Source organism: Enterobacter sp. CM29 (assembly GCF_013179605.1).
In the GTDB taxonomy this organism is placed as follows: domain Bacteria; phylum Pseudomonadota; class Gammaproteobacteria; order Enterobacterales; family Enterobacteriaceae; genus Enterobacter; species Enterobacter intestinihominis.
The window spans coordinates 1-914 of sequence record NZ_JABMCU010000376.1 but is presented as its reverse complement, the minus strand read 5'-3'; the positions used below and the strand labels follow the sequence as shown (position 1 = coordinate 914).

Genomic DNA, 914 nt, shown 5'->3' with positions numbered 1-914 from the left:
GCGGTTTTGGCGATACCATCGGTTTTGCCCGTCAGATAGTCGGCAAATTTATCGAACCCCGTTGTGCAGCGCGTCAGAAATTCCGTGTCGTGCCAGCCGTTCTCCACCAGGGTGTGGGCGATACCCAGCATCATCGCCACGTCGGTGCCCATATGCGGCGCGATCCACTCGGCGCTGTCGCCGAAGAAATCAAGCGTTTCAGAACGCATCGGATCGATACAGATGATGCGCTTGCCGCTTTGGCGCAGCGCATCGAAGTAGGAAACGCCCTGCTCGTCGGACGCATTCCAGGCAATTTTAAGGGTATTGAGCGGGTTGGCGCTCCACAGCACCACCACCTCTGTATGCTCCAGCACCAGCGGCCAGCTGGTCTGCTGCTGATAAACCTCATTCCCGCCCACGACATACGGCATGATCGCCTGCGCCGCGCCGGTCGAGTAATCACCCAGATGGCCGGTATATCCTCCGGCCAGGCTCATATAGCGTTGCAGCAGGGTTGCGGCCTTATGCAGCACGCCGTTTGAACGCCAGCCATAGGAGCCGGCAAAAATGGACGACGGGCCATAGCTGTCGCGGATGCGTTTATGCTGCGTATGGATCAGCGCCAGGGCATCGTCCCAGCTCACGCGCACGAACTCATCCTGCCCGCGAATACCTTGCGGTTTATCCGGTGACGCCAGAAAGCCTTTACGCACCATCGGCCAGCGTACGCGGGTTTTGCTATGTACCTGATCGCGAACGACGGTCTGTAAAGAGTTGAGATGGCGCGAAGGCAAAGCCCCGCGAGACGACAGCACGGTGTCGCCATCGGTTTCGACCAGCATCGGCCCCCAGTGGGCGGCGGTCAGAATGGTTTTTGTTGAGGTGCTCAAAGCGTGCGCTCCTGGTTGCGTGCAGGTATGACGGCCTTTCAT

1 protein-coding gene is annotated in these 914 nt (G+C 59.2%); it reads right to left on the bottom strand.

Features of this window, described 5'->3' with window-relative positions; genetic code table 11:
• Positions 1–914, bottom strand: a 914-nt coding sequence (locus HP459_RS23155) for a molybdopterin-dependent oxidoreductase (protein WP_171936951.1), incomplete at its 3' end; no start/stop codon positions are given.